The sequence below is a fragment of the Tessaracoccus sp. ZS01 genome (assembly GCF_022342445.1).
Taxonomy (GTDB): Bacteria; Actinomycetota; Actinomycetes; order Propionibacteriales; family Propionibacteriaceae; genus Arachnia.
The window spans coordinates 274,346-295,232 of record NZ_PQFE01000001.1 but is presented as its reverse complement, the minus strand read 5'-3'; the positions used below and the strand labels follow the sequence as shown (position 1 = coordinate 295,232).

Sequence of the window (20,887 nt, the reverse complement as noted above, 5' to 3'; positions counted from 1 at the left end):
AGCCGGGTCCTTCTGGCAGAATGGGGCGTCACCTGAATAGACATAAGCAGACCTAAGGAGGCCCAACATGGGTAAGCGTGGCCGTAAGCGTAAGGCTCGTCGTAAGAACGGCGCCAACCACGGTAAGCGTCCCAACGCCTGACCGGAGAAACCACAAAGCCCCCGCCTGGTGCGGGGGCTTGTTGTTTCTCTGACCTTTCGGCTGGTCCTCAGCCGGTCCGGGAGATGCGCATGGTCTGGATGCGGGCCGTCAACGTCGACGGTGCCGTCTTCTGCGGCAGGCTGCGCTGGATCATCTCGGTGATGGTGGATTCGATTTCGAAGTTCTCCATACATCGTTCACAGGCGTGGAGGTGGTGACGGATCATGTCCGCGTCGGCGTCGAGGAGCTCGTTGTGCAGGAACGCGTGCACCCTGGCGAGGGCCTGGACGCATTCGTCCATCTCGTCGTGCGCATGGGAGAACATGTCGCTTTCACTCATCACCGACCCCCCGCCTTCCGGCCGATGCCCCGCTCGAGGGCGTAGTCGGCGAGCAGCTCGCGCAGTTGGGCGCGGCCGCGGTTCAGTCTGCTCATCACGGTGCCCAGCGGGGTGTCCATGATCTCTGCGATCTCCTTGTAGGAGAACCCTTCGACATCTGCGAGGAGAACTGCCATGCGGAAATTCTCCGGGAGTGCCGCAATCGCGTTGGCGACGGCTGCATCCGGCGTCTGGTCGAGCGCTTCCATCTCTGCGCTGCGCAGGCCGGTGGAGTCGTGTGAGGCGGCGCGGGCCAGCTGCCAGTCCGTGACGTCCTCGTCGCCGCTGGTCTGCGGGGAGCGCTGCGCCTTGCGGTAGGCGTTGATGTAGGTGTTGGTGAGGATGCGGTACAGCCAGGCCTTGAGGTTGGTACCGGGCTGGAACGTGTGCCGCGAGGCGAAGGCCCGCGCGTAGGCGTCCTGGACGACATCCTCGGCGTCTGCCGGGTTGCGCGTCATGCGCAGCGCCGCGGCGTAGAGGCGGTCGAGGTGGCTCAGCGCTTCCTCCTCGAACGCCGCGGCGGCCGCGTCGTCGAGTTCGGCGTCAGTTGACGCATCGAGAAGTTCCTTGTCCATCACGACAGAGAATAGCGCGAGAAGCACGATGGCCCGCACTGAGCCCACCGGCAACGCGGTGGCGCTGCGCGTCATGGCTGGCATCGTGGTCATGTGCTGTGTAACGCTGCGCATCGGCGAGTTATTCCCACGGAAGGACTTTGCTCCGCGGGCACCTGTTGCCGCCTCCCCTGCAATGGCGCGGAAGACAGAGACGCCCCGGTCCCTGACGGGCCGGGGCGTCTCTGCGTGGCGGATCAGTTGCCGACGGGCTGCAGCTCCCGCGTCTCAGCAGCGACACCGGCCGAACGGCCGAGGATCATCGCATCGACGGAGTAGCGACCGGCACCGGCGACGCCGACCGCGAGCGCGGCCGCGGCGATCACGCCGACGAGTTCCCACCCGTTGGCGGCGACGAACACCCCGCCGGACAGGTGCACGATGACGGCGGCGCCGGCCATCTCGAGGGCGACGATGAGGCCGGCGATCGCAGAGAAGGCACCCACGAGCAGCAGGATGCCGCCCACGAGCTCAATGAACGCCGCGACGGTGGCCGACAGTTGCGGGGCGGGGACGCCCATCTGCGCGAACGCGGCGCCGGTGCCGGCAAGGGTCCACTCGCTGAACTTCTGGACGCCGTGCGCGATGAGCACCGTGCCGAGGATGACGCGGGCGATGAGCAGGGCGACATTCCGGGCCGCGGCGGGGAAGGCGATGAGGCTCTTCATGAGAGAAACTCCTGGTTTCAGACGTCGAGGCGGCATCGGTCGACCCACCTGGTTGAGTTTTCAACCCTACAGATTGGTTGAAACTTCCACAACCTGGGTCACCGATCCCGGGGACAGCAGAAGGGGGCCTGCCCCGGGCAGGCCCCCCTTCGTGCGAGGAGTGGTGCGAACTCAGCCGGCGGTGCGCACCGGGAGGGTCTTCGGCTTGAACGACGGACGGGTCGCCTCGTAGGCCGAGATGGTGTCCGCGTCCTGCAGGGTCAACGAGATGTCGTCGAGGCCGTTGAGCAGACGGTGCTTCGTGTACTCGTCGATGTCGAACTTCACGGTGAGGTCACCGCGCACGATCGTCTGCGACTCGAGGTCCACCGTCGTCTCGACGTTGGGGTCCGCCTCGATGGCGGCCCACAGCAGGTCGCGGTCCGCGTCGGAGACGAGCGCCACGAGCAGGCCGGCCTTGCCGGAGTTCGAGCGGAAGATGTCGCCGAAGCGGGTACCGATGACCACGCGGAAACCGTAGTTCTGCAGGGCCCACACAGCGTGTTCACGCGAGGAGCCGGTGCCGAAGTCGGGGCCGGGGATCAGGATGGTGCCGGAGGCGAACGGCTCCTTGTTCAGGACGAACTCCGGATCGTTGCGCCATGCGGAGAACAGGCCGTCCTCGAAACCGGTGCGGGTGATGCGCTTGAGGTACACCGCAGGGATGATCTGGTCGGTGTCGACGTTCGAGCGCTGCAGCGGAACGGCGATGCCGGTGTGGCTCTTGAAGGGTTCCATTGGTCAGGCTCCAATCAGGTCTGCAGGGGCGGCCAGGTGGCCGACGATGGCGGTGGCGGCAGCGACGGCCGGCGACACGAGGTGGGTGCGCCCACCCTTGCCCTGGCGTCCTTCGAAGTTGCGGTTCGAGGTGGACGCGGCGCGCTCCCCCGGGGCGAGCTGGTCCGGGTTCATGCCGAGGCACATCGAGCAGCCGGCGGCGCGCCACTCGGCGCCGAAGTCGAGGAAGACCTGGTGCAGGCCCTCGGTCTCGGCCTGGATGCGGACGCGCGCCGAGCCCGGCACGACCAGCATGCGGACGCCTTCGGCGATGTGCTGACCCTGCAGCACGGAGGCGGCGAGGCGCAGGTCCTCGATGCGGCCGTTCGTGCAGGAGCCCAGGAAGACGGTGTCGACGGTGATGTCGCGCATGGGGGTGCCGGGCACCAGGTCCATGTATTCGAGGGCGCGCTTGGCGGTGGCCTGCTCGACCTCGGACTCGAAGTCCTCGGGGGCCGGCACGACGCCGCCCAGCGGGACGCCATGACCCGGGTTGGTGCCCCAGGTGACGAACGGGGTCAGCTGCGTGGCGTCGATGTCCACCTCGACGTCGAACGTGGCGTCGTCGTCGGTGCGGAGGGTCTTCCAGTACTCGACGGCGGCGTCCCACTCCTCGCCCTCGGGCGCGTGCGGGCGACCCTTCAGGTAGGCGAACGTGGTCTCGTCCGGCGCCATCATGCCGGCCTTGGCTCCCCACTCGATGGACATGTTGCAAATCGTCATCCGGCCTTCCATCGAGAGGTTCTCGATGGTGGAGCCGCGGTACTCGACGATGTGGCCCTGGCCGCCGCCGGTGCCGACCTTGGCGATCAGCGCCAGGACGACGTCCTTGGCGGTGACGCCGTCAGGCAGTTCGCCGTTGATGTTGACGGCCATGGTCTTGGGCTTGGCCTGGTTCAGCGTCTGCGTGGCGAGCACGTGCTCGACCTCGGAGGTGCCGATACCGAACGCGAGGGCGCCGAAGGCGCCGTGCGTGGAGGTGTGCGAGTCGCCGCAGACGATCGTCATGCCCGGCTGGGTGACACCCAACTGGGGGCCGATGATGTGCACGACGCCCTGGTCCTTGTCGCCCAGCGAGTGGATGCGGATCCCGAAGGCCGCCGCGTTCTCGCGCAGGGTGTCCACCTGCTTGCGCGAGACCGGATCAGCGATCGGCGCAAGGATGTTCAGGGTGGGGGTGTTGTGGTCCTCGGTCGCGAGCGTGAGGTCCGGGCGACGGACGGGACGGCCGGCGAGGCGCAGGCCCTCGAAGGCCTGGGGGCTGGTCACCTCGTGGACGAGATGGAGGTCAATGTAGAGCAGGTCCGGCTCTCCCTCGGCGGCGCGGACGACGTGTGCGTCCCATACCTTTTCGCTCAGGGTCTTACCCATGGCTCCTCGCTTCGCAAACATTGGATCGTTCGTGTGTGAACTCCCCGTAAGTATGCAGGAATTGCCGCAACCTCCCCGTTTGCTTGTCCAGCATGTGGATTGATAATCTCACCATATGGACGACACATCTGGCGTTGGAGTACTCGACAAAGCGAGCCTCGTGCTGGCCGCTCTCGAGCGCAACCCCCTCACCCTCGCGGGCCTGGTCACGGCTACCGGACTGGCCCGACCGACCGCCCACCGCCTCGCGGTGGCACTGGAACATCACCGGTTCGTGGGGCGCGACCTCCAGGGCCGCTTCGTGCTGGGCCCCCGCCTGATCGAGCTCGCCGAGTCCGCCGGCGAAGACCCCCTCCTGGCCACGGCCGGTCCCATCCTGCAGCGCCTCCGCGACATCACGGGCGAATCCGTCCAGTTCTTCCGCCGCCAGGGCGACGTCCGCGTGTGCGTGGCCTCAGTGGAACGCCCCACCGGTCTGCGCGACACCGTCCCCGTCGGCGCGCAGTTGTCGATGTCCGCCGGCTCTGCCGCCCAGGTGCTGCTGGCCTGGGAAGAGCCGGACAAGCTGGACAAGCTGCTCGACGCGGCGTCGTTCACCATGGCCACGCTGCAGACCGTGCGCCGTCGTGGCTGGTCCCAGTCTGTGGCGGAGCGCGAGGCCGGCGTCGCGTCCGTCTCTGCCCCGGTGCTGGCACCGTCCGGCAAACTCATCGCGGCAGTGTCGGTCTCCGGGCCCATCGAGCGGCTGACCCGCTCCCCCGGTCGTCTCCACGCGCCCGCGGTGCTGGCGGCGGCCGAGCGCCTGAGCGAGGTTCTCCGTAGGAGCGGCGCCCCCGAATGAGACCACCAGAAACATCCCCCGGCACACCGCCGGGGGATGTTTTTTGTCGCCTAAAGGCCGGCCAACGCCCTGAAGACCTGCTTGACGCGCGGTTCGGTCTGTACCCGGTTGGTCACCTCGGCCCACGCCCTGTAGTGGTCGGTCTGCTTGTGGGCGTCCAGCGCACCCTCATCGACGTAGGCCTCGGCGAGTGTGAACCTCGTAGGGTCGTCGTCGTGCTGGAGAACGTCGAACCGGAGGCAGCCCGGTTCCTGGAGTGAGGCGGCGCTGTTGGCCACCGTCACGGCGGCGAACTCCTCCTCGGCTTCTGGATGGATGGTCACGACTACCTGGAAGACGTACATGGGCATCAACATAGCTCCCCCGGGGTGGCTCGGGAGGCCGGGACCCGGGCACCGGCAGGGTCCGGTCCGGGCTGATCCGGATACCCTCGGCGCCGCTGCCTCCCTACCCTTGAAACATGACCTCCCACTATTCCGACGCCCCGGCCGCGCGGAGCGACGAACGCTCCATGGCGGTCCTCGCCCACCTCTCCGCGATCATCGCCATGGTGCTCAGCGCCGGCTGGCTGAGCTTCGCCGGGCCCCTGATCGTCTGGTTCCTCTACAAGGACCGCAGCGGCTACGTCCGCCGTGCGGCCGCCGGTTCGTTCAACTTCAACATCTGGGCCTGGCTGATGAACGCCATCGCCTGGGTCTGCCTGTTCACGGTGGTCCTGATCCCGGTGTCGATCGTGCTCTGGGCGATCGCCGGCATCATGACGCTCGGGTGCCACATCCACGGAGCGGTCCGCGCCTCCGACGGCCGTCCCTACGACTACCCGGCGTCCGTCCGCATCCTCAGCTGACCGCCCGTCGCCCAGCCCTGGGCACACAAAAAAAGCAGCCTGGTCAACAGATGTTGACCAGGCTGCTCGCTTGGTAGCCCCGACGGGATTCGAACCCGCGCTACCGCCTTGAGAGGGCGACGTGCTAGGCCGCTACACAACGGGGCCCCTAACGCGTGGGAGAGCTTAACACTCTCTCCTGCTGGATGGCTAATCGCCATCCGCAGGGGTACCAGGACTCGAACCTAGACTAACGGAACCAGAAACCGTCGGGCTGCCAATTACCCCATACCCCTAGTTACTCGGCTACCCGAGCACGAGAAGAAACACTACACCACCCTCAGCCAGCTCCACAAATTCAGTGCGCGCGCCGGTTCAAGGCGTGGTGGTCGCGAGATTGAGGCGCCGGGCCAGCCACCAGGCCGCGAGCCCGAAGAGCACGAACGCCAGGATGTTCCAGCCGGCCTCCGCCCACGTGATGCCCGTGGTGGCCCGCAGTTCCTCGAGCCCGATGCTGAAGAGCGCGTAGACATAGCTCAGGATGTTGTTCACGATGTGCGCCCCGATGGCGGCCTCGAGGCCCCCGGTCACCAGCACGAGCGAACCGGCCACCAGACCGAACACCAGGCGGTGCGCGAACAGCGCCGGGTTCTGCAGCCCGTGCATGAGCGCGAACAGCAGCGCTGAGCCGAGGACGCCCACCCAGGCGCGGCCCGTCGCCGAGCCGATGGCCTGCAGCAGGTAGCCCCGGAAGAAGAACTCCTCAGCGGCCGCCTGTAACGGCGAAGAGAGCACGATCAGCAGCAGGAAACCCTGCCACCCCGGCTGCCCCTCGGCGAACGGGGGCAACTGCCCGAGCGCCCACTGCGCCCACACGACGGCGTTGAGGAGCACGGCGGCCACCACCAGCGTCATCAGCAGGTAGCGCCAGCGCATCCCCGGCTGGACGGAGGCGAGCCAGCGGGGTTTCACGCCGTGCACGTAGCGCATCAGCAGCAACGAGATGGGGATGAGCAGAGCGAGCGCCAACTGCCCCGCCACGGGGCCGTCGGGGAGCCGGTAACTGACCGCATCCGCCACATAGGCCGACCAGTTGCCGCCCCCGCGCACCAGGAACCCGAGGCCCAGGAAGGCCTGGTTCGCCAGCGGGATCAGCAGCGCGTAGGCCGAGAAGCCCAGCAGAATCCCGAGGGTCACGGTCATGCCCAGGAACGGGACCTTGGGCAGCACCCTCGGGTACGGCATCCCCGGCGGCGGGTCCACCGCCTCCCCTGGATGGAACAGCGCGAGCGGCGTGGGGGGCTGGCTCACGCGTCGACGACGGGGTTGCTGAGCGTGCCGAGGCCGTCGATGCTGACGTGCACCTCGTCGCCGGGCTGCATCTCACCCACTCCGGCGGGGGTGCCGGTGAGGATGAGATCACCCGGGAGCAGGGTGATGGACTGCGAGATGTAGCTCACCAGCTCAGCGATGCCGCGCACCATCTGGGAGGTGTTGCCGCTCTGGCGTACCTCCTCGCCCAGCCGGGTCTCGATGGGCAGGTGGCCTGCCTCGTCGAGGGTGAGATGCGTGTTCATCCACGGCCCCAGGGGGAGGAATGTGTCCGCACCCTTGGCGCGGGCCCACTGGCCGTCCGAAGCCTGCCAGTCACGCGCGGTGACGTCATTGGCGATGGTGTACCCGAAGATCACCTCGGGCACCCGCTCGACGGGCACCTGCTTGCAGATCCGGCCGATCACGAGGGCGAGCTCGCCCTCGAAATGCAGCGACTCCACCCCGGCGGGCCGGATGATCGATTCGTTGGGTCCGATCACCGAGGTGTTCGGCTTCAGGAACAGCAGCGGCGCCGGCGGCACCTCCCCGCCCATCTCCTTGGCGTGGTCCGCGTAGTTCTTCCCGACGCCGACCACCTTGGAGCGCGGGATGACCGGCGACAGCAGCCGCACGTCGTCGAGCTCGTGCCGCTCCCCCGTGTAGTTGACGGGGACGCCGGCGAGCGGATCTCCGGTCAGCGTGGCGATGGTGTCGGGGTGGTCACCCCCGTCGACAGCGAGTTCGATGACCCCGTAGGCGGGATCCTGTCCGGCGGTGGCGAAACGTGCGATGCGCATGAGGCACAGAGTAGTGGACCCCGGCGCGGCGCTACTCCGCGTAGGTCATGAGTCCGTAGGCCAGCGCGTCGCGCAGCGCCTCCCACGAGGCCTCGATGACGTTGGTGCCCACGCCCACCGTCGTCCATGCGTAGCCGTTGTACGCCGTGTCGATCAGGGTGCGGACGGTGGCGTCGGTGCCGTGGCCCTCGTCGAGGATGCGGACGCGGTAGTCCGTGAGCTCGAACTGGGCCACCTGCGGGAACGTCGAGTGCAGCGCCGAGCGCAATGCGTGGTCCAGGGCGTTGACCGGCCCGTTGCCCTCGCCGACGACCATGAAACGGCCGCCGTTGGCGGTGAGCTTCACGGTGGCCTCGGAGAGGTCCTCGCCGGCGCGCTCCTCGGTGAAGACGCGCCAGCTCTGTACCTGGAACGGCAGTTCGAGGATGCCGAGTTCGTCGCGCAGCAGCATCTCGAAGCTGGCGTCGGCCGACTCATAGGAGTAGCCCTCGGCCTCGCGCTTCTTGACGCGCTCCGTGACCCGCGCAGCCAGTTCGCGGTCGTTCAGGTCGAAGCCGAGCTGCTCACCCTTGATCTGGATGTTGGCGCGGCCAGCCATGTCCGAGACCAGCATGCGCATGTCGTTGCCCACCAGGCTGGGGTCGATGTGCTGATAGAGGTTCTCGTCCACCTTGATGGCCGAGGCGTGGAGACCAGCCTTGTGCGCGAACGACGACTGACCGACGTAGGGCTGGCGACCCACCAGCGGCTGATGCGCCACCAGCGCGATGGCGTGCGCGACCCGGGTGAGTTCCGCCAGGTTCTCGGCCGGCAGCACGTCCCAGCCGTACTTGAGTTGGAGGTTGGGGATGACGGCGGAGAGATCCGCGTTGCCGGTGCGCTCCCCGTAACCGTTGAACGTGCCCTGCACGTGCATCACGCCCGCCTCGACGGCAGCCATGGTGTTGGCGACGGCGCAGGCCGTGTCGTTGTGGCAGTGGATGCCCAGGTTCGCGCCGGTCGACGCGGCAGCCTTAACGGTTTCGGCCATCCAGCTGGGCAGCATGCCGCCGTTGGTGTCGCACAGGACCACGACGTCGGCGCCGGCCTCGTGGGCGGTGCGCACCACCTGGAGCGCGTACTCGGGATTGGCGCGGTAACCGTCGAAGAAGTGCTCGCAGTCGACGAAGACACGCTTGCCCTGGCTGCAGAGGTACTCGACGGTGTCGCGGACCATCTCGAGGTTCTCCTCGAGTGTGGTGCGCAGCGCACGGAAGACGTGCTCGTCATGCGACTTGGCCACGATGCAGATGTAATCAGTGCCGGCGTCGACGAGGGCCTTCGTCAGCGCGTCCTCAGAGGCGGTGGCGCCGGCCTTGCGGGTGGCACCGAAGGCGACCAGCCGGGAGCGCTGCAGGTCGAGTTCCGTGGCGGCGCGCCGGAAGAACTCCGTGTCGTTGGGGTTGGCTCCCGGCCAACCGCCCTCGATGAAGTGCACCCCCAGTTCGTCAAGGTAACCCGCGATCTTCAACTTGTCGTTGACGGACAGGTGCATGCCCTCCTGCTGCGCTCCGTCGCGCAGGGAGGTGTCGAAGACGTGGAACTCGGCGGGCTGCACCGGCACGGTCGGCATGGTCTCTCCAGTCGGTTGGGGAATCTGGGGGAACAATACGCTGTCCAGCGCCTGCCCGGACGTCTCAGCCAGTGGACGGACACCTGAGACGCGCACCGCCACCGGAGACGCCTCGCGTAGGGTTTCCGCCATGACTTCAGCCAAGATCGCCGTAATCGGCGGAGACGGTATCGGCCCCGAGGTGACCACGGAGGCGCTCAAGGCGCTGACCGCCGCGGCCGGACCGGACACTTTCGAGTTCGTCGACTACGACCTGGGCGCCGAGCGCTGGCAGCGCACCGGCGAGGTGCTGCCGGACTCCGTCCTCGAAGAACTGAAATCCGTCGATGCCATCGTGCTCGGCGCCGTTGGCGCCGCCCCCGGTTCGAAGGCCATCCCCAGCGGCCTCCTCGAGCGCGGCCTGCTGCTGAAGCTGCGCTTCGCCTTCGACCACGCCGTCAACCTCCGCCCCTCCAAGCTCTACCCGGGCGTCCCCACTCCCCTGGCCCCGCACATCGTCGAGGGCCGCACCGTCGACTTCGTCGTGGTGCGCGAAGGCACCGAGGGCCTCTACTGCGGCAACGGCGGCTCCGTCCGCACCGGCACCCCGCAGGAGCTGGCCACCGAGGTCTCCGTCAACACCGCCTACGGCGTGGAGCGGGTCGTGCGTGACGCCTACCGTCGCGCCCAGGCGCGTCGTGGCCACCTCACGCTGCTGCACAAGCACAACGTGCTGGTCAACGCCGGCAGCCTCTGGAACCGCGTCTTCACCGAGGTCGGCCGGGAGTTCCCGGACGTCGAGACGAAGTACCTGCACATCGACGCGGCGATGATCGCCATGGTCGTGGACCCCGCGCAGTTCGACGTCATCGTCACCGACAACCTCTTCGGCGACATCGTCACGGACCTCGCCGCTGCGGTCACCGGCGGCATCGGGCTGGCGGCCTCGGCCAACATCAACCCCACGGGCGAATTCCCGTCGATGTTCGAGCCCGTGCACGGCTCCGCCCCCGACATCGCCGGCAAGGGCATCGCGGACCCGACGGCGGCCATCTCGTCGATGGCGCTGCTGCTCGACCACCTGGGCAGGCCGGAACTGGCGCAGAAGATCGACGACGCCGTCACCGCAGACATCGAGGCCCGCGGCGCGGAGAAGTTCTCGACCACCGAGATCGGCGACCGGATCGCGGCAAAGCTCGCCTGACCAGGCACAACGCAGGAACCCGTGACCCCGGCACCGCCGCCGGGGTCACGCCCACCGCGGATCACACGCCGAGGACTGCCTTGGCGATCAGGAAGTAGATGATAAGGCCCGTGGCATCCACCAGCGTCGTGACCAGCGGCGCCGACACCACGGCCGGGTCGATCCCCATCTTCCGTGCCAGCAGAGGCATGGCGCCGCCGATCGTGGCCGCCCACGCACAGATGAGCACGAGCGAGATGGCCACCACCAGTGCGATGCCGGGGCCGACGAAGAAGGTGCCGACCACGAGCCCGAGGATCGCCAGCATCAGGCCCAGCAACAGGCCCACGCGCAACTCGCGCCAGGCGACAGTGGGCAGGTCGCGGAACCTCAACTCGCCGATGGCCAACGCCCGCACGGAGGCGGTCGCGGCCTGGGCCCCGGCGTTGCCGCCGGCACCGATCAGCATGGGGATGAACAACGCGAGGGCGGCCACCTGCTCCAGCGTCGCCTCGAAGGCCTGGGTCACCGAGACCGTCAGCGTCGCGGCCACCAGCAACAGCGACAGCCACAGCGCCCGGTAGCGGGCCAGCCGGAACACTCCGACAGCCATGTAGTGGCCGGCCCACGGCACCGAGCCGGACTGGAGGGCCGTGTCCTCGTTGTCAGCCTCCTCGATGACCTCGATGGCGTCGTCGAGCGACAGCATGCCTACCAGGCGACCCTCGCTGTCGACCACCAGCATGTTGTAGGCGTTGGTCTCGCGCATCAACCGCGAGGCGTCCTCAGCGCTCTCGGTGGCCAGCACGACGACGGCGTCCGGGTCCAGCAGTTCCCCCACGCGGGTCCCGGGCGCAGAAAGCACCAGCGTTCCGAGCTCCAGGACGCCCACGAGATGACGCGTCGCGTCCACTGCGGCCAGGGTGTAGACGTTCTCCGCCTGCGGCCCCTTCCGCTGCACGGTCAGGAGCGCCTCCCCCGCCGTCGCCCCGGCCGGCACTGTGAGCACCTCGGGCGTCATCACGCGTCCGACGGAGCCCTTGGGGTATCCGAGCAGGGTGGCGGTCATGGCGCGCTCAGTGGGGCTCAGACCGCCCAGGACGCGCCGCACGACCTTGGCCGGGGCCTCATTCAGCATCCGGGCGCGGTCGTCCGGGTCCATCCCCTCGACAACCTCCTGGAAGGCCTCATCACGCAGCGACTCGAGCAGCCGCTGTTGGTCGAACGGCTCGAGCTCCTCGAACACCTCGATGCCCGTGTCCTTGGGGAGCAGGCGGAACGCGATGGCCATCGGCACGTCGTCGAGCCGGGCCAGTTCACCGGCGATGACGTGGTCCGGCTGCTCGCCCAGCAACCTGGCGGCCTCAGGCAACCGCATCTCGTCGATCAGCTTCGTCAGTTCCCGGGCGTAGTCCTGGGTCGCCGTCCCATCGTCGCGCGCCATCTCACCCCTCACCCTTGGTAACCGACCGAAGTCTAGCCGGGCATCTGTCACGGGCTGTGGCGACAAACGGGTAGCGTCGAGCGTGATGACCCACAGGAAGGTTGTGACCATGACCTACATCAAGACCTATCTTCGGGACCACCACGGCGGAGCCGCCGCCGGCGTCGACGCCTTTCACCGCGTCGCGGAGGGCCACGGCGAGCAGAGCGTGCGCGACGCCGTCGCCCGCATCGCCGTCGACATCGAGGCGGCGCACGAGGAACTGCAGCAGATCATGGAGCGCTTCGGAGCGCAGCCGAACAGCGCGAAGGACTTCGTCGCGAAGATGGCCGAGAAAGCGAGCCGGCTGAAGCTGAACCGCGAGGTGGTGCGCCGCTCCCCGCTCTCAGATTTGGTCGAGCTCGAGGCGTTGCTGGACGCCGTGCACGCACAGTCCAGGATGTGGCAGATCCTGCTGCAGCTCGACGACACCCGCCTCGACCGTCGGCAGCTCACCGATCTCTTCTCCCGGGCCCGGCAAAACGAGAGCGAGCTCGAGGAGCTCTGGCTGAAGCAGGCCCCCAAGTTGCTCGAACGCGACGACCAGCCCGGGTGAGACGAAAGGCCCCCAGTGACCGGTGCGGTCACTGGGGGCCCTCTCAGGCCGGCCCTGATCAGCGGGCGGCGGTGCCTTCGGTGTAGTCGGCATCGTCCGAGGCGACCCAGCTCATGAGCTTGCGCAGCTCACGGCCGGTGGCCTCGATGGGGTGCGCCTCGCCCTTGGCGCGCAGTTCCTTGAACTCCGGCGCGCCGGCGTCCTGGTCGTCGATGAAGCGCTTGGCGAAGTTGCCGTTCTGGATGTCCGCGAGGACGCCCTTCATGTTCTCCTTGACGCGCTCGTCGATGACGCGGGGGCCCGACACGTAGTCGCCGTACTCGGCGGTGTCGGAGACGCTCCAACGCTGCTTGGCAATGCCGCCCTCGTACATGAGGTCGACGATGAGCTTCAGCTCGTGAAGGCACTCGAAGTAGGCGACCTCAGGCTGGTAGCCGGCCTCGGTCAGCACCTCGAAGCCGGCCTGCACCAGCGCCGACGCGCCGCCGCACAGCACGGCCTGCTCGCCGAACAGATCAGTCTCGGTCTCCTCGGTGAAGGTGGTCTTGATGCCGCCGGCGCGCAGCGAGCCGATCCCCTTGGCGTAGCTCAGCGCGAGCTCCCAGGCCTTGCCGGACTCGTCCTTCTCCACGGCGATGATCGCGGGCACGCCACGGCCGTCCGCGTATTCGCGACGCACGAGGTGCCCGGGGCCCTTGGGAGCCACCATGCACACGTCGACGCCCTGCGGCGGCGTGATGTAGCCGTAGCGGATGTTGAAGCCGTGCGCGAAGAACAGCGCGTCGCCCTCGGCGAGGTGCGGCTCGATCTCCTCCTTGTAGAGGGTGCGCTGCGCCTGGTCCGGCGCCAGGATCATGATGAGGTCAGCCTCTTCGACAGCCTCGGCCACGGACACGACGCGCAGGCCCTCGGCCTCCGCCTTCGCACGCGACGGCGAGCCTTCGCGCAGGCCGACCCGCACGTCGACGCCGGAGTCACGCAGCGAAAGGGCGTGCGCGTGGCCCTGCGAGCCGTAGCCGATGACGGCGACGTGACGACCCTGGATGATCGACAGGTCGGCGTCTTTGTCGTAGAACATCTCTGCCATGGGAATCCTTCTCTGATGTAGCGATGTGGGGGTGAGTCTATTGGTTACTTGGCTTTGCTCTGCGAGAGCGTCTTAGCACCGCGGCCCAGCGCGACCTGGCCCGACTGGACCAGCTCGATGATGCCGTGCGGAGTCAGCATCTCCAGCAGTGCGGCGAGCTTCTCGTCGCTGCCGGTGGCCTCGACCGTGATCGATTCAGCCGACACGTCCACTGCCTTGCCGCGGAACAGGCTGACCACGTCGATGACCTGGCTGCGGGTGTTCACGTCTGCGCGCACCTTCACCAGCATCATCTCGCGACGCACCGCCGAGACACTGAGTTCGAGCACCTTGCGCACCTCGATCAGCTTGTTGAGCTGCTTGACGATCTGCTCGAGCGCGGCCTCGTCGTCGACCTGCGCCACGACGGTCATGCGCGACAGGTCCTCGGACTCGGTGGGACCGACGGCCAGGGACTGGATGTTGAAGCCACGGCGCGAGAACAACGCGGCGACGCGCGTCAGGACGCCGGGACGGTTGTCGACCAGGATGGACAGGGTCTGGGTCTTCACAGGACTTCCTCTTCCCACTCGGGAGCCATGTCGCGGGCGACGCGGATCTCATCGTTGCTGACACCGGCGGGCACCATCGGCCAGACCATGGCGTCCTTGTGCACGACGAATTCGATGACCACGGGGCGGTCGTTGATCTCCAGCGCCTGCTGGATGGCGGCCTCCGCCTCCACCTCGTTGGTGGCGCGCAGCCCGACGCAGCCCATCGATTCCGCGAGCATCGGGAAATTGGGTAGCGACTCGGTCATCAGGTCGGTGTTGGAGTAGCGGCCCTCGTAGAACAGGGACTGCCACTGGCGCACCATGCCGAGGGCGTGGTTGTTGATGATCGCGATCTTGATCGGGATGTTGTTGAGCGCGCAGGTGACGAGTTCCTGGTTGGTCATCTGGAAGCAGCCGTCGCCGTCGATCCCCCACACCGTGGTGTCCGGGTTGGCGACCTTGGCTCCCATCGCCGCAGGGACACAGAAACCCATGGTGCCGGCGCCGCCGGAGTTGAGCCACGAGTTCGGCTTCTCGTGCGGCAGGAAGTGCGCTGCCCACATCTGGTGCTGGCCGACGCCCACAGCGTAGATGCTGTCTGCGGGGCTCAGCTGGCCGATGCGTTGGATGACCTCCTGCGGGGAGAGCTGCCCGTCAGGAGCGGCATCCCACCGTGGCTGGTAACGCGCCTTCATCGTGCCCAGCTGACGGCGCCACGCGTCGATCTGGGGCATCTCATAGGCCTCGATGGCCTCGTTGAGCTGGACGAGCGTCTGCTTGACGTCGCCCACGATCGGGATGTCAACCGGCTTGTTCTTGCCGATCTCTGCCGGGTCCACGTCTGCGTGGATGATCTTGGCCCCCATGGCGAAGCTGTCCAGCTTGCCGGTGACGCGGTCGTCGAACCGGGTCCCCAGCGCGATGAGGAGATCGGCCTTCTGCAGCGCGCCCACGGCTGCGACGGTGCCGTGCATGCCGGGCATCCCCATGTTGAGCTCGTGCGAATCCGGCAACGCACCACGCGCCATCAACGTGGTCACCACGGGGATGCGGGTCTTCTCGACGAACTCGGCCAGTTGCTCGTGCGCCCGGGAAAGGGTGACGCCGCCACCGATGTAGAGCACGGGGCGCTTGGCCTCGGAGATCATCTTCGCCGCCGCCCGGATCTGCCGCGAATGCGGACGGATCGTCGGCTTGTAGCCGGGCAGGTCGAGCGTCTCCGGCCAGATGAACGGCGCCGAGTTGGTCAGCGCGTCCTTGGCGATGTCGACGAGCACCGGGCCCGGACGGCCCGTGGCGGCGATGTGGAAGGCCTCCTGGATCGCGCGCGGGATCCCGCCGACCTCCTTGACGAGGTAGCTATGCTTCGTGATCGGCATCGTGATGCCGCGGATGTCAGCTTCCTGGAAGGCGTCGGTGCCGATGGAGTGGCTGTTGACCTGTCCGGTGATCGCCACGATCGGCGTCGAATCCATGTACGCGTTGGCGATGGGGGTCACGAGGTTCGTGGCGCCAGGTCCGGACGTCGCGATGCAGACGCCGACGCGGCCGGACGACATCGCGTAGCCCTCGGCCGCGTGGCCGGCGCCCTGCTCGTGCCGCACCAGGATGTGGCGGATCTTGGAGTCGTAGAGCGGGTCGTACGCAGGCAGAATGGCGCCGCCGGGAATACCGAAAGCTACATCGACACCCATTCGTTCGAGTGACTCAACGAGAGCCTGGGCCCCCGTCATGAGCTGACCGTCTGTCTGCGCCATTGCCTCTCCCTTCTCATGTGCAGTGGCTCGTGAGTACTTCGTCTTCCAAGAAAAAACCCCCGCTGCCCACTGGGGCACACGAGGGAGCGCTTCAGATCTGAGATCGGTAAGCGCTAGAAGTCAATTACGAGCCAGCTTGCGTTGGGCATGGGTCAACCCTCGCGTTTGGCGGCGTCACTGTCAAGCGACACAGCTACATGTTCCGAAATGTGGGACGGCGGGCCGGGAAAACCCGGCCCGCCGTCTCACGAGCGTTCAGAGGTGCGTAATCACGCCTCGACGCGGCCAACCACCGACGGGCGGATGGTGGTGAGTGCCCAACCGATGAGGGCGAACAGGATGCCGAGACCGATCACCAGGGCGGCGACGCCGAAGGCGACGACCGAGGTGAACAGCGAGGCACGGAGGAAGGAACCGTTCATGACGGTGTTGCGCTGCTTGTTGAACTCCTCAGCGGCGGCGGTGTCGCCGGCGGCCTCGGCCTCACGGGCGAGCGAGCCGAGCTCGGCGTAGGTCTTGCCCTCGGAGCCGGCCAGGGCGTGCATGTTGATCGTGTCTGCCTGGGCGAACGCGCTCAGCGGGCCGGTGACTTCCTTGCCCGCGTAGGCGCCGTTCATGAACGTCGAATCGCCCGGCACGGTGATGTTCTCAGCCTTGAGCTGCGACGACACCTGCGTCCAGGTGACGGCGCCGGCGACGATGAGGACAACGCCGGCGATGATCGACAGGATGCCGACAATTTTGGTGGCCTTCATGGAAGCCCTCTTTCTATCTGTCTGGGTGCGCTTGCACCCTGGGACTGTGTCTCGGGACCCACTGGAGAGAGGGCTCCGGCCGTTACCTTACGGGGGTTCGGTATTTACGACAATTGGTAGTATGCACCCCTGTGGTTAGCCTGTCCTAATCGGGGTCACTTAAGGCTTCAGTGCCGAGTGGACATCGTCCAGATCAACGTCGATCACGCCCCGCATGTTACCGATTCCGGGGTTGTCGGCATAGCGCGGGATCACGTGCACATGGGTGTGGAACACCTCCTGGCCCGACACGCCCCCGACGTTGGCGAGCACGTTGAAACCGTCCGCCCCCAGGCGCTCCTTGAGGAGCCGACCGACCCGAGCCACGGCGTGCCCGATCTCCGCGAGCACGTCGTCGTCCTCCAGGATGTCGACGGTGTGCCGCTTGGGCACCACGAGGCTGTGACCCTTCTGCCAGGGTGAGATGTCGAGGAACGCGAAGGCCACGTCGTCCTCATAGATCTTCTTCGAGGGGATGTCGCCGTTGATGATCTTGCAGAACAGGCAGTCCATGAAGAGCTCCTTCGGTTGTCAGCGGACTTCGAGCCCGGCCTCGCGGAGGCCGGCCTTCACTTGGTCGACGGTGAGGGCACCGTAGTGGAACACGCTCGCCGCGAGCACCGCGTCGGCGCCGGCACGGGCTGCGTCGACGAAATGCTGCACCGTGCCCGCCCCTCCGGAGGCGATGAGGGGCACGTCGACGGTCTCTCGCACGGCGCGCAACATCTCGAGGTCGAAACCGTCCGTGGTGCCGTCGGCGTCCATCGAGTTGAGCAGGATCTCTCCCACGCCGCGGTTGCAGGCCTCCCTGGCCCACGCCAGCGCGTCGACCCCCGCCGACTTCTTCCCCCCGTGGGTGGTGACCCCGTAGCCCGACGGCATCCCCTCTTCGCGGCGGGCGTCCACTGAGAGCACGAGCACCTGGTTGCCGAAGGTTCTGGCGATCTCGTCGATCACCCCGGGGCGGGCCAGCGCACCGGTGTTGATGCCCACCTTGTCGGCACCTGAGCGCAACAACGCGTCGACGTCGGCGACCGAGCGCACTCCCCCGCCCACCGTCAGCGGGATGAACACCGTCTCGGCGCAGCGGGCGACCATCTCACGGGTGGTCGCCCGGCCCTCGACAGAGGCGGAGATGTCCAGGAAGGTGAGTTCGTCCGCCCCCTGCGCGGAATACTTCGCAGCCAGTTCGACGGGGTCGCCCGCGTCGCGGAGGTTCTGGAAGTTGACCCCCTTGACCACGCGTCCGTCGTGAACGTCGAGGCAGGGAATGACACGCAGGGCTACTGACACGGGGGAATCCTACTGGTCTCTCGATGGACGCACGCTCACTCCGTACCGACGCCGGGGACGCAATCAGTCCTCTGTCAGGTCCGTGGCCACGACGCCGCGGCGCATCGAATCCGCAACGGCGTGGCAGGTGCGACGCAGGTCACCGGGACCGACGGCGGTGGCCAACTGGCCCGCAAGATCCACCACCTGCCGCACCCAGCGCACGAAGTCGCCGGCCGAGAGGCTGGTGGTGGCGAGCACCTTCGACAGGTCCTGGCCGGACGACCAACGCCACGCGGCCTCGGCGAACCCGATGTCGGGCTCCCTGCCACGGTCACGCTTGTGCTGGCGCTCCAACCTGCCAACCTCACGCCACACGTCACGCAGCGCGGACTGCGCCCGCTCCGACTCTGCGTCCGGCATGCGAGGCAGCACGGCGTCGCGCGTGGGGCGCGACTCGTAGACCAGCGTTGACAGCACCGCTGCCAACTGGGGAGGGGTGAGCCCGGCGAAGACGTCGCGGTGGATGCATTCCGCCGCGACGAGATCGAGTTCGTTGTAGATGCGGCGCAGCATCCGTCCGGCATCCGTCAGCGTGTCGTCGTCGAGGTAACCCAGTTCGTCAAGCACCGCCAGCACGCGCTCGAACTGCACGGCCAGAGAATTGGCTCTGCCGGTGATCTGAGACTCGACCCGCTCCGCCTCACGCTCCAGCCGGATGACGCGCGCGGCCTCGACCGCGTGGATCTCCCGGTCAGGGCACTCGTGGCAGGGGTGGGCCTTGAGTTCGCCGCGCAACTGCCGGATCTCGCGCTGCACCTGGTCGTCGGACGGCGGCGCGGTGTCCGGGATCTGGGGGTCTGCGGAAGCGATCTTGCTGCTCATGGCCGACAGCAACGAACGCCTGTCCGCCCGGTCCCGCACCGAGAAATTACGAGGCACCCGCACCCGGCCGACCGGTTCGATGGGCCCCCGGAGGTCGTGCGCCTGCAGCTTGAGCACAGTGTGGTCGCCGGAGATGATCTGCGCCCAGGGCTCGGCCTGCCGCCCCTGCTGGCCCACACGCAGTACCACGGCCCACCCCTGGCGCGGTACGTGCACGATATCCCCGGGCATCAGCGTGGTCAGGGAGTGCCCGACGAGCTCCGACTGCTCAGCCTTGCGGGCCTTAGAGGACACCGCCTCCAACCTGGAGATCTCGTCGCGCAGCCGCGCATAGCTCATGAAGTCGCCCAAGTGGCACTCCACCGCCTCGCGTGCGACGGCGAGATCAGCGCGCGTCGAGCGGGAGGTGCGGGTGGCCTTCACCACCGACTTGTCAGTCTGGAACTGCGCGAACGACTGGTTGAGCAGTTCGCTGGCCCGCTCGCGGCCCAGCGTGGCCATCAGGTTGACGGCCATGTTGTAGGTGGGGGCGAAGCTGGACACCAGTGGATACGTGCGCCTCGAGGCGAGGCCGGCGACCGCACGGGGATCCATACCTGACTGCCACAGCACGACGGCGTGCCCCTCGACGTCGATGCCGCGTCGGCCGGCACGCCCGGTCAGCTGGGTGTACTCCCCCGGCGTGATGTCGACGTGCGACTCGCCGTTGTACTTGACCAACTTCTCAATGATGACGGTGCGCGCCGGCATGTTGATGCCCAGCGCGAGCGTCTCCGTGGCGAAGACCAGCTTGAGTGCACCCGTGGCGAAACCCTCTTCGACGATCGCCTTGTAGGCGGGCAACTGGCCGGCATGGTGCGCGGCCACCCCCGCCATCAGCGCCTCCCGGAACCGGTCGTAGCCCAGCGCGTCGAGATCCGCCCACGACAGCCCCTTGACGTGCTTGTCGGCGATGTCGCCGAGCAGCGCCGCCTCGGACCGGTTCGTGAGCGTGATGCCGGCGTCGTACACCTGGCCGACCGCCGCGTCGCAGCCGACCCTGGAGAAGATGAAGTAGATGGCGGGCAGCAGCTGCGCCCTGTCCAGCACGACGGCGACCTCGCCGCGGCTCGTGCGGTTCTCGCGGAAGCGCTCGTGTGCGGCGCCACCGTACCTGCCGGAACCCTGCGTCACCTCACGCTTGCCGCGCCCGGACCTGCCGCGCGGCCTGCGGGCGTCGTCGCGCACCTTGGTGGCCTCACCCTTCGAGACCCTCAGCAGCTCACGGTTGACCTTCGACGCGCGCGCCTCCGGCAGTTCCTGTGCCGTGGGAGCCACCCCTTCGAACAGGTCCATCAGCTTGCGGCCCACCAACACGTGCTGGAACAGCGGGACCGGCCGCCGTTCGGACACGACGATGGAGAACTCGCCGCGCACGGTGCGTAGCCACTCGCCGAAGTCCTCCACGTTGCTCACCGTGGCCGACAGCGCCACGATCTGCACCGAATCCGACAGGCCGAGGATGACCTCTTCCCACACCGCGCCGCGGAACCGGTCCGCCAGGTAGTGCACCTCGTCCATCACGACGAAGCCGAGGTTGGCCAAGGTTGGGGAGCCCGCGTAGATCATGTTGCGCAGCACCTCGGTGGTCATCACCACGATCTGCGCCTCGGAGTTGATGGAGGTGTCGCCCGTCAGGAGACCCACCCGGTCTGACCCGTAGCGCTCCACCAGGTCGTGGTACTTCTGGTTCGAGAGCGCCTTGATGGGCGTGGTGTAGAAGCACTTGCGGGAGGTCTCCACCGCGAGGAAGACCGCGAACTCGCCCACGACGGTCTTGCCGGCGCCGGTGGGGGCGGCCACGAGCACCCCGCGGCCCTCCGCCAGCTCGCGGCATCCGTCGAGTTGGTAGTCGTCGAGCTGGTACGGGTAGAGCGCACTGAACTCGGAGAGTTGGTCGAGAACGTTGTCCGTCATTTGCGGATCACGTTACCGCACG

22 protein-coding genes and 2 tRNA genes are annotated in these 20,887 nt (G+C 67.5%); 5 read left to right on the top strand and 19 right to left on the bottom strand.

The window, feature by feature from the left end; genetic code table 11:
• Window positions 1-67 precede the first annotated feature (67 nt).
• Window positions 68-142: a 50S ribosomal protein bL37 gene (locus C3E87_RS14790; RefSeq protein WP_369819251.1), complete on the top strand. Its 75-nt coding sequence runs from the start codon at window positions 68-70 to the stop codon at window positions 140-142.
• A 67-nt stretch (window positions 143-209) separates the two neighbouring features.
• Here C3E87_RS14790 and C3E87_RS01445 read toward each other — a convergent pair whose 3' ends face one another.
• The 5 genes from C3E87_RS01445 to leuC form a co-directional block, all read right to left on the bottom strand.
• Window positions 210-482, bottom strand: a complete 273-nt coding sequence (locus C3E87_RS01445) for a zf-HC2 domain-containing protein (protein ID WP_076058476.1) — start codon at window positions 480-482, stop codon at window positions 210-212.
• Window positions 482-1,096: a sigma-70 family RNA polymerase sigma factor gene (locus C3E87_RS01440; protein WP_076059425.1), complete on the bottom strand. Its 615-nt coding sequence runs from the start codon at window positions 1,094-1,096 to the stop codon at window positions 482-484. Before C3E87_RS01440 ends, C3E87_RS01445 begins: the two co-directional genes overlap by 1 nt.
• Before the next feature lie 236 nt (window positions 1,097-1,332).
• Window positions 1,333-1,803 carry a DoxX family protein gene (locus tag C3E87_RS01435; RefSeq protein WP_076058473.1) on the bottom strand — a complete coding sequence of 157 codons (471 nt, stop codon included), beginning with the start codon at window positions 1,801-1,803 and terminating at the stop codon, window positions 1,333-1,335.
• 171 nt (window positions 1,804-1,974) lie between these two features.
• Window positions 1,975-2,580 carry a 3-isopropylmalate dehydratase small subunit gene (gene leuD / locus C3E87_RS01430; protein ID WP_076058471.1) on the bottom strand — a complete coding sequence of 202 codons (606 nt, stop codon included), beginning with the start codon at window positions 2,578-2,580 and terminating at the stop codon, window positions 1,975-1,977.
• Between the two features lie 3 nt (window positions 2,581-2,583).
• Window positions 2,584-3,990, bottom strand: coding sequence for a 3-isopropylmalate dehydratase large subunit (leuC, locus tag C3E87_RS01425; RefSeq protein ID WP_076058468.1), 1,407 nt, complete (start codon window positions 3,988-3,990; stop codon window positions 2,584-2,586).
• Between the two features lie 115 nt (window positions 3,991-4,105).
• Between leuC and C3E87_RS01420 the strand changes: the two genes are divergently transcribed.
• Window positions 4,106-4,831 (top strand): IclR family transcriptional regulator, encoded by a 726-nt coding sequence (locus tag C3E87_RS01420; RefSeq protein ID WP_076058466.1) that lies wholly within the window; start codon window positions 4,106-4,108, stop codon window positions 4,829-4,831.
• Between the two features lie 50 nt (window positions 4,832-4,881).
• Here C3E87_RS01420 and C3E87_RS01415 read toward each other — a convergent pair whose 3' ends face one another.
• Entirely contained in the window at window positions 4,882-5,175 is a 294-nt protein-coding gene (locus tag C3E87_RS01415; RefSeq protein ID WP_076058464.1) for an antibiotic biosynthesis monooxygenase, read from the bottom strand.
• A 116-nt stretch (window positions 5,176-5,291) separates the two neighbouring features.
• Between C3E87_RS01415 and C3E87_RS01410 the strand changes: the two genes are divergently transcribed.
• Window positions 5,292-5,678 (top strand): DUF4870 domain-containing protein, encoded by a 387-nt coding sequence (locus C3E87_RS01410; RefSeq protein ID WP_076058462.1) that lies wholly within the window; start codon window positions 5,292-5,294, stop codon window positions 5,676-5,678.
• Window positions 5,679-5,749: 71 nt separating this feature from the next.
• Here the strand turns inward: C3E87_RS01410 and C3E87_RS01405 are convergent.
• The 5 genes from C3E87_RS01405 to cimA all read right to left on the bottom strand — a co-directional run bounded on the left by C3E87_RS01405 (window position 5,750) and on the right by cimA (window position 9,380).
• Window positions 5,750-5,825 (bottom strand) — tRNA-Glu (locus C3E87_RS01405).
• Between the two features lie 56 nt (window positions 5,826-5,881).
• Window positions 5,882-5,953 (bottom strand) — tRNA-Gln (locus tag C3E87_RS01400).
• A 79-nt stretch (window positions 5,954-6,032) separates the two neighbouring features.
• Complete coding sequence (locus tag C3E87_RS14785; RefSeq protein ID WP_143570838.1) at window positions 6,033-6,968, bottom strand: CPBP family intramembrane glutamic endopeptidase; 936 nt, start codon at window positions 6,966-6,968, stop codon at window positions 6,033-6,035.
• A complete protein-coding gene (locus C3E87_RS01390) occupies window positions 6,965-7,768 on the bottom strand; it encodes a fumarylacetoacetate hydrolase family protein (RefSeq protein ID WP_076058458.1) in 804 nt (267 codons plus the stop codon). Before C3E87_RS01390 ends, C3E87_RS14785 begins: the two co-directional genes overlap by 4 nt.
• Window positions 7,769-7,799: 31 nt before the next feature.
• Complete coding sequence (gene cimA, locus C3E87_RS01385) at window positions 7,800-9,380, bottom strand: citramalate synthase (RefSeq protein ID WP_076058456.1); 1,581 nt, start codon at window positions 9,378-9,380, stop codon at window positions 7,800-7,802.
• 130 nt (window positions 9,381-9,510) lie between these two features.
• Between cimA and C3E87_RS01380 the strand changes: the two genes are divergently transcribed.
• A complete protein-coding gene (locus C3E87_RS01380; protein WP_076058454.1) occupies window positions 9,511-10,563 on the top strand; it encodes a 3-isopropylmalate dehydrogenase in 1,053 nt (350 codons plus the stop codon).
• Between the two features lie 61 nt (window positions 10,564-10,624).
• On the opposite strand, the gene mgtE is transcribed toward C3E87_RS01380, so the two are convergent.
• Window positions 10,625-11,986, bottom strand: a complete 1,362-nt coding sequence (gene mgtE / locus C3E87_RS01375; protein ID WP_076058452.1) for a magnesium transporter — start codon at window positions 11,984-11,986, stop codon at window positions 10,625-10,627.
• 109 nt (window positions 11,987-12,095) lie between these two features.
• Between mgtE and C3E87_RS01370 the strand changes: the two genes are divergently transcribed.
• On the top strand, window positions 12,096-12,581 hold the full coding sequence (locus C3E87_RS01370) for a hypothetical protein (RefSeq protein WP_198928172.1): 486 nt from the start codon (window positions 12,096-12,098) through the stop codon (window positions 12,579-12,581).
• Between the two features lie 58 nt (window positions 12,582-12,639).
• Here the strand turns inward: C3E87_RS01370 and ilvC are convergent, their stop codons facing one another.
• From ilvC to C3E87_RS01335, 7 genes are all read right to left on the bottom strand, one after another.
• Complete coding sequence (ilvC, locus tag C3E87_RS01365; RefSeq protein WP_076058450.1) at window positions 12,640-13,668, bottom strand: ketol-acid reductoisomerase; 1,029 nt, start codon at window positions 13,666-13,668, stop codon at window positions 12,640-12,642.
• A gap of 44 nt (window positions 13,669-13,712) precedes the next feature.
• On the bottom strand, window positions 13,713-14,219 hold the full coding sequence (gene ilvN, locus C3E87_RS01360; RefSeq protein ID WP_076058449.1) for an acetolactate synthase small subunit: 507 nt from the start codon (window positions 14,217-14,219) through the stop codon (window positions 13,713-13,715).
• Window positions 14,216-15,958: an acetolactate synthase large subunit gene (locus tag C3E87_RS01355; RefSeq protein WP_076058448.1), complete on the bottom strand. Its 1,743-nt coding sequence runs from the start codon at window positions 15,956-15,958 to the stop codon at window positions 14,216-14,218. The genes ilvN and C3E87_RS01355 overlap by 4 nt, the downstream gene beginning before the upstream one ends.
• Before the next feature lie 269 nt (window positions 15,959-16,227).
• Window positions 16,228-16,713, bottom strand: a complete 486-nt coding sequence (locus C3E87_RS01350) for a hypothetical protein (RefSeq protein ID WP_076058447.1) — start codon at window positions 16,711-16,713, stop codon at window positions 16,228-16,230.
• A gap of 159 nt (window positions 16,714-16,872) precedes the next feature.
• Window positions 16,873-17,265 carry an HIT family protein gene (locus tag C3E87_RS01345; protein WP_076058446.1) on the bottom strand — a complete coding sequence of 131 codons (393 nt, stop codon included), beginning with the start codon at window positions 17,263-17,265 and terminating at the stop codon, window positions 16,873-16,875.
• Window positions 17,266-17,283: 18 nt separating this feature from the next.
• Complete coding sequence (hisF, locus tag C3E87_RS01340; protein WP_076058445.1) at window positions 17,284-18,045, bottom strand: imidazole glycerol phosphate synthase subunit HisF; 762 nt, start codon at window positions 18,043-18,045, stop codon at window positions 17,284-17,286.
• A 63-nt stretch (window positions 18,046-18,108) separates the two neighbouring features.
• Window positions 18,109-20,865, bottom strand: a complete 2,757-nt coding sequence (locus C3E87_RS01335; protein ID WP_076058444.1) for an RNA helicase — start codon at window positions 20,863-20,865, stop codon at window positions 18,109-18,111.
• Window positions 20,866-20,887: the final 22 nt, after the last annotated feature.